Source organism: Paracoccus ravus, from assembly GCF_004522175.1.
GTDB classification, from domain to species: Bacteria; Pseudomonadota; Alphaproteobacteria; order Rhodobacterales; family Rhodobacteraceae; genus Paracoccus; species Paracoccus ravus.
Genome location: NZ_SDEB01000055.1, coordinates 1 through 6,568, shown reverse-complemented (window position 1 = coordinate 6,568; position 6,568 = coordinate 1). Strand labels below are relative to the sequence as shown.

Here is a 6,568-nt window from a genome sequence, read left to right as displayed (position 1 = left end):
TCGGACAGGTCCATTCCGCCATACTTGGCCTTCAGCTTGTAGAACGTCGCAGGGCTCAGCCCATGCTTGCGGCACAGCTCAGCCGTCGGCAAGCCAGCCTCCTGCTCTTTGAGCATCCCGATAATCTGCGCTTCAGTGAAACGGCTTTTCCTCATCTCGTCTGCTCCTTCAGGTTGGGCAGACTCCACATCAGACCGAGGGAACTTCCGGGGGGAAGGTCAGCAGCAAAGCACGCTTCTGGACGATGATGCGTCCCTTGTTCCACGGCGGGCGCTCCGGACGGAGAGCGGGAAGTGAATCGGTGGACATGGTGATAGCTCCTGGCCACCTGCCCTCCCTGCTTCGGCCGATCCGACGCAAGGGAGTTTAGCACCGATAGTCCAATCATCGCGCCCTCTCAGACGCACCAAACTTTTTCTCGATGAGACGACTCGCTCCAATGACCGCATCGAGCCTATGTTGTTGAGAAACTCCGTACTTGATCGGGACAAAGGCATCTGATTCCCTTGGATTATAGTGATCGGATGGGGTAGGGATGCTTGGAAGGCAGAAGCTTCACGCCCCGGCACCGGCGCGGGAATTGACTTCTCAGCGTAGCGCAAGAAACCATGGTTGGTCTTGTCGGAGGTGTCGGACGTTCTATCTCCCCAATCCGACGTCCTTCGGGGGAGAGATCTTGAACGTCGCGGCATGTCCCTTCATCTCGGCAATCATCCAGGCAAGGAAGGCGTTCATCCGGTGGCCGACCGGATATTCCTCCTTGGGATCGACGTAGAGGTTGAAGAGCCACGGCGCGAGACCGACATCCGAGACGGTCGTCATGTCGATATTCAGCCATTGCGCGTGTTCCTGCACGACCTTGACGTGCATCTTGTATTCGAAAACCCGCATCGCCATCAGATCCTGATCGTTCCAGATGAATACCTTTTCTCGGTTCGAGCGGCCATCATCCGCAAGCAGGAAGCTGGTCGGATCGATCCCGTCGATATAGCGGTCGGAAGGGATGCGATCCTTGATCCCCGCGAGGTTCAGCGAGGTGTTGAACAGGTCCATCAGGTCGAAAAGATCGTCGCTTTCGCGCCCTGGTGCGATCATGCCGCGCCAATAGGCAATGCCAGGAACCCGCACGCCACCCTCCCAGGCGGAACCCTTAGCTCCCCGAAACGGCGTGTAACCGGCGTCGGGCCAGCTGTCGAGTTGCGGGCCGTTGTCCGAGGTGACAAAGACGAAGGTGTTGTCCAGCATACCGGCCTTGTCCAAGGCGGAAACGATCTCGCCGATATAGGCATCCACCTCGACCAGGCCGTCCTTGTAAGGGTATTTGCTGGCACTTTTCCCCTCGAATTCCTTCGCGGCAAAATTGTCCGCATGAACCTTCATGAAGGCATGTTCGAGGAAGAACGGCTTGCCCCCTGTCGCGAGTTCGGGGATTTTCTTCAGCGTGAATTCCTTCAGCATCCGGTCGGCTTCGGCCATCTCCTCGATGCTGTCGATGTTCTCGACTTCTGTCGTGGCACCGCCCTTGAGGCCATGGACCAGCGCCGTGCTGGACCCGGTCCGACGCAACATCTCGAGACGTTCGGGATTCAGCACCAGATCGGGATAACGCCGCTTGTCGACGCCTTGGCTGATCTCTTTCTCGGCCTCGTAGAAGCCGTAGAATTCGTCGAAGCCGACCTCATGGGGCCGCATGCCCTCGGCCTCGCCGACATGCCACTTGCCTTAGAGCACCGTCGCGTAACCTGCCTCGCCGAGAAGCTTGGGCAACGAGACCTCGTCGGCCCAGGGGTTCTGGGTCAGCTTGTCGCCCGCGAGGATCGGACGGGTCAGGCCGGTGCGGACGGGCAGTCGTCCGGTCAGGATCGCAGATCGCGTGGGCGTGCAGGTCGGCTGTGAATAGGTCGAGGTGAGCTTGAGCCCCTCGCGCGCGAGGGCGTCCATATTGGGAGTCGCGGCCCCGATGGCAGCCCCACCGCCAAAGGCGCCGGGATCACCGTATCCCATGTCGTCGACGAGCAGCCAGACGATGTTCGGCGCCTTCCCCGTGCGCTGGCGCAACTCATCAAGCTTCTTTTGGGCCGCCGCTGCTTGGTCTGCATGAACGACGGCAGGTTCGGCGCTGTCGCTGGTGCGGGTGGCCGTGGTCATGACCGATTGAGCAAAGGCTGCGGTCGGGAGCGAAAGGGATAGCGCAACAACGATGCTGCAGATTGGGCCAAGGGGAAGCATGACAACTCCACTTTAAGGTGAAAGGCCTGAATCGCTTCTGATGGTATGGCTGAAAAAATGATCTTCGATTTACGGCCATGTCGTCAATCGGCAAGACCATCTCGGACGTCTTCACGGATTGGATCACGAAACGTGTCGCGAGGCTAACCGTCGGGACTTCAGGGATAGAATCGCAGCAGGCAGCTTATCAAGGTGATGCCTCGCGCAACACCAGATCTCTATGCAACTAACGAGAAGTTCCTCATCTCCGGACTTCCGGGGCCTGCCGAGCCGGGTCGCAATGGGGTTAGAGTCCCGAACGGCGGATCAGCAATGGCCACTTTGCCCGATCTGGCGCAAGTGCCGCTGATACCCCCCTCCGGACGGCACGTGTCCAAGTTCGGGCCGACCGGTAAATGTAAGACGAAAAAGCCTCGAGTGCCTCGTTCTCGGGTTCACACTACCTCCCTCGGTGTCCAGCTTCCCGAGCGGGGCCGGCACCCTTCCTTGCTTTCATGGGCTTATAGATGCCTGGGCTCGTCCTGCACAGGTCGCTGCGGCGGATTGTCGGCTTCGCTCCCAGATGCGGGTGTGGCAGATGCGCTCGGCGGGGCTGACAAGCCCCTCGCGCTGCATCCGCCGCAGCAGGCTCAGAATGCCGCTATTGCTCATGCCGAGCAGATCGCGCAATTCAGCCTGTGTGCGCGGACGCGCCAAGGCGTCGTAAAGCCGTTCCTGGCGCAGTTCCACGGGCCGTAGCCGACAACCCGAAGCTCGGGATCTTGCCCAGCGGTCAGCCACGGTCCACCTTTGGCGCGGCAGCATTGGCGGCACGCTGCCTTGCAATCGCTTTCTCGACGCTCGATGCGTGCCGACAGAGTGGCGGGCGCAGGCCATGCAGCAAAAGCCCTCGGCGGAGCGCAGGATTGGCCCCTGCAACCCAGAGCGAGACGCCTTGCCTGCGCGCCTTGCGTGCGAGGTCGGCAATCATATTGGCGCCCGTCGCATCCAGCACCGGCACGCCCGCCAGATCCAGAATCAGCGCCGACTGCGATTCATGGATGCGCTCGAGAACCGAACTGATCGAACCGGCCGCGCCGAAAAAAATCGGCCCATTGATCCGATAGATCAGGATGTCCAGATCACCCGCCGGAACGGTCCCTTGCTCTAACGGGGAGGGCGCAGATGCCGAGGCCGCGCCGCTTTCGACCGAGGTCGTCCTGACGATGCGCTGAATGAAGATCACGCTGCCGAGCGCGATGCCGACGACAATTGCTTCGATCAGATCGCGGAAGATTGTCAGCAGAAAGGTCGAAGTAAGCACCACGCCCTCGCCCAGACCCGACCGCGCCAGAATGCCGATCGCAGCGCGGTCGATCATGTTCCAGGCGACAACGGCAAGCACGCCGGCCAGCGCCGCAAGGGGAATATAGGCTGCCAAGGGCGCGGCGATCAGGACGAAAAGCAGCAGGAAAACTGCGTGAAGCATCCCGGAGACCGGCCCATGCGCACCCGCCCGCACATTTGTCGCCGTGCGCGCGACGGTCCCGGTCACGCAGAAGCCCCCGAACAGCGCCGAGCCGATATTGGCAAGTCCCTGCGCCACCAACTCGCAGTTCGGGCGATGCCGGCGGCCGGTCATGCCGTCGGCCACCACGGCGGAAAGCAGGGATTCGATGGCACCGAGCAGCGTGAAGGCCAAGGCGGCCGGAAAGACCTCCACGACCTTCTGGACAGAGAGATCCGGCAGGGCAGGACGAGGAAGGGCCGAGGGAATGCCCCCAAAGCGCGAGCCGATCGTCTCGACAGGCAGCGCCAGGCACGCTGCGGCAAGCGAGGCCAGTATGATCGCGATCAACATGCCCGGCCAATGCGGCCGCAACCGGCGCAGGGTCAGGATCAGCACGATGGTGACCAGCGCCAGCCCGAATGCTGCCGGAGTGAAGCTGTCCCGCGCGCTCCACAGCGCCAAGAGCCTGCCGATCAGCTCGCCGGGCTCATGCGGCAAGGACAGCCCGAGCAGATCCTTGATCTGACTGACAAAGATGATGACCGCGATCCCCGCCGTGAAGCCAACGGTCACTGGGAAAGGGACGAACTGCACGAAACTGCCCAGCCGCAGCATGCCGACCAGCGTCAGCATCATGCCCGACAGGCAGGTGGCAAGGATCAACCCCTCGATTCCGTGCTGGGCGACGGTCGCAGCGACGAGAACGATGAACGCTCCGGCGGGCCCGCCGATCTGGAACCGCGATCCACCCAGCGCCGAGACCAGGAACCCCCCGAAGATCGAGGTGTAGAGACCTTGCGTCGGGGTCGCTCCCGAGGCGATCGCGATCGCCATGGAAAGCGGCAGGGCGACAATCGCCACGGTCATGCCGGCGACAGCATCCGCCCGCAGGTCTCGCGCATCATAGCCCTCGCGAAGCACGCTCAACAGCTTCGGCGTATAGGAAAGCAGCAGGCCCGGGCGCAATTCCCGGGAAGAGGTGACAATCTTGTTCATGGCATGCCGCGATTCTTCGAGCAGGGCTTCGGCATCTCGGCGTGGCCTCGCAAATGAATTATTCCCTGGCTTCGATGTCGGGCTTCAGCCGCACGCCGCGTCCACCCCGGCTGCTTGCAGCGCCCTCCCCGATGAGCTCGACGCCAGCCTTGTCGAGGGCCTCGACCACCTTGGTCAGGCTGTCCACGACGCCACGCACATGGCCGGGTCCCGCTTCCATGCGCTGAATCGTGGGCGTCGACAGCCCCGAGAGACCGGCCAAAGTCTTCTGGTCGATCCCAAGCATCTTCTCTTCCACCGTTCCGGCGGCGACGAGGCGATGAACGAAGACGGGTTTCGTCTGGCCGATCCGATGCGCGCGGTCCATGACCTGACGCTCGACCGCGCGTTTCCACCAGGGATCGTAGAGGATCACGGTATCGGCTTCGGTCAGCGTCAGTCCCACGCCGCCCGCCTTGAGGCTGAGCAGGAAGACCGAAGCCTCGCCACGCGCGAAGGCTTCGAGCACGGAAGCACGGTCTCGCGTCGCGCCGGTCAGGCTGAGGCTGGCGATGCCCGCCGCCTTCAGATCCGCAAGCGGCCACCGCATGCGTGCAGTTGTAACCGATCGGGAAGGAACACAGCCCGTCGATCTGATCGCCCTGAAAGACGATGTGCTGCTTGTAGGTTTGCCCGCGATCATTCGCGACATTCGCCTGCAGGTGCCCATTCGGCAGGGGATCGAGCCCCCACAGGAAGCCGCGCCGGAAATAATCCTTTCCCCGCGCGGCGGCGAGCCTGTCGAAATGGTCTGCGATCTTCATCATGCGGCGATAATTTCAGTCCGAAGGACTGGCCACAAGACGGTACCGAAAGACAAGCGACCTTGGCCCAAGGTCCCGGACTGATCATCTCGGCCGGATGGTATCCCGGTCGCGTTCGATCGTTGCCTTGAGGCGGCGTGCCGCACCGGTTTCCCGAAGCGCTCTGGATCAGACCGATCATTTCCCAACGCTCCGTGTCCCGAATATGGCTGGAAAGCAATAGCGCTGCGTTCGGACTGATATCCAATCCTTGAAACCATTTCTTGCAATCTGACACGCCGCGGCTACCCTAATTTCAGCTGAACCGGAGTCATTGCCATGCTTCTTCTGCGTTCTTCCTTCCTTTGCACGATGCTTTGCTCGACCTCGCTGGCCTTTGGGGCTCTGGCCCAGACGGCCACGGATGCGCCCACTGCGGCCGAGGCTGCGGCCCCTCAGAACCCGCTGAAAGAAGCCTATTTCGGAGAGACCCATATCCATACCGGTGTCTCGATGGATGCCTTCATTGCCGGCAATCGCCTGACCCCCGACGACGCCTATCGCTTCGGCAAGGGCGAAGAGATGATGGTCAATGGCAGCCTGCACAAGATCAAGCGCCCGCTGGATTTCGTCGCGGTCACCGACCATGCCGAATTCATGGGCGAGGCCTTTAGCCTGATGAACGAGGGCGCGCCGGGTTATGATGATCCGGTCGCGAAGTCATTTCGCGAAGCGAACGATCTGAAGACCGCGCTGGGGCTTTACGGAAAATACGTGCTCGCGCCGCTGGCTGGCGGCGGAAGCCCGCATCCGGACTTCTTCCAAGGGGCCGAGGCGATCAAGTCAACCTGGAAGAAGAATTACGAGGCCACCGAGACGCATTACGAGCCGGGCAAGTTCACCACGATTCATGCCTATGAATGGACCTCGGCGCCGGGCGGGGCGAACCGGCATTGTTGCAGAAGCCCAGTCTGAGCCAGACTTTCCCCTTTCCCCCTTGAGATCAGGCCACGCGATCAATCTCGGCAGTGCCGAGGGCGTTGAAGCGGTTCATCAGTGCAATGCGGATGTG

The 6,568-nt window shown here is 61.7% G+C and carries 7 protein-coding genes and 1 pseudogene; 2 read left to right on the top strand and 6 right to left on the bottom strand.

Annotated elements, in window-relative coordinates; genetic code table 11:
• The 6 genes and pseudogenes from ESZ60_RS20090 to ESZ60_RS21600 form a co-directional block, all read right to left on the bottom strand.
• A partial coding sequence (locus tag ESZ60_RS20090) for a transposase (RefSeq protein ID WP_134681718.1) occupies window positions 1-155 on the bottom strand: 155 nt, incomplete at its 3' end.
• Between the two features lie 484 nt (window positions 156-639).
• Window positions 640-1,053: an alkaline phosphatase family protein gene (locus tag ESZ60_RS21760; RefSeq protein ID WP_280634019.1), complete on the bottom strand. Its 414-nt coding sequence runs from the start codon at window positions 1,051-1,053 to the stop codon at window positions 640-642.
• A pseudogene (locus ESZ60_RS21605) lies at window positions 1,027-2,148 on the bottom strand (sulfatase-like hydrolase/transferase); the annotation flags it as partial. The gene ESZ60_RS21760 and the pseudogene ESZ60_RS21605, both read right to left, overlap by 27 nt.
• A gap of 573 nt (window positions 2,149-2,721) precedes the next feature.
• Window positions 2,722-2,958, bottom strand: a complete 237-nt coding sequence (locus ESZ60_RS20075; RefSeq protein WP_134682434.1) for a hypothetical protein — start codon at window positions 2,956-2,958, stop codon at window positions 2,722-2,724.
• A gap of 43 nt (window positions 2,959-3,001) precedes the next feature.
• Complete coding sequence (locus tag ESZ60_RS20070; RefSeq protein WP_134682433.1) at window positions 3,002-4,714, bottom strand: SulP family inorganic anion transporter; 1,713 nt, start codon at window positions 4,712-4,714, stop codon at window positions 3,002-3,004.
• Window positions 4,715-4,772: 58 nt separating this feature from the next.
• Complete coding sequence (locus ESZ60_RS21600; protein ID WP_245155801.1) at window positions 4,773-5,303, bottom strand: helix-turn-helix domain-containing protein; 531 nt, start codon at window positions 5,301-5,303, stop codon at window positions 4,773-4,775.
• Between ESZ60_RS21600 and ESZ60_RS21595 the strand changes: the two genes are divergently transcribed.
• Together ESZ60_RS21595 and ESZ60_RS20060 are read left to right on the top strand one after the other, a co-directional pair.
• Window positions 5,302-5,601: a hypothetical protein gene (locus ESZ60_RS21595; protein WP_167620249.1), complete on the top strand. Its 300-nt coding sequence runs from the start codon at window positions 5,302-5,304 to the stop codon at window positions 5,599-5,601. The genes ESZ60_RS21600 and ESZ60_RS21595 overlap by 2 nt on opposite strands.
• Before the next feature lie 234 nt (window positions 5,602-5,835).
• Entirely contained in the window at window positions 5,836-6,471 is a 636-nt protein-coding gene (locus ESZ60_RS20060) for a DUF3604 domain-containing protein (protein WP_134682431.1), read from the top strand.
• Window positions 6,472-6,568 lie beyond the last annotated feature (97 nt).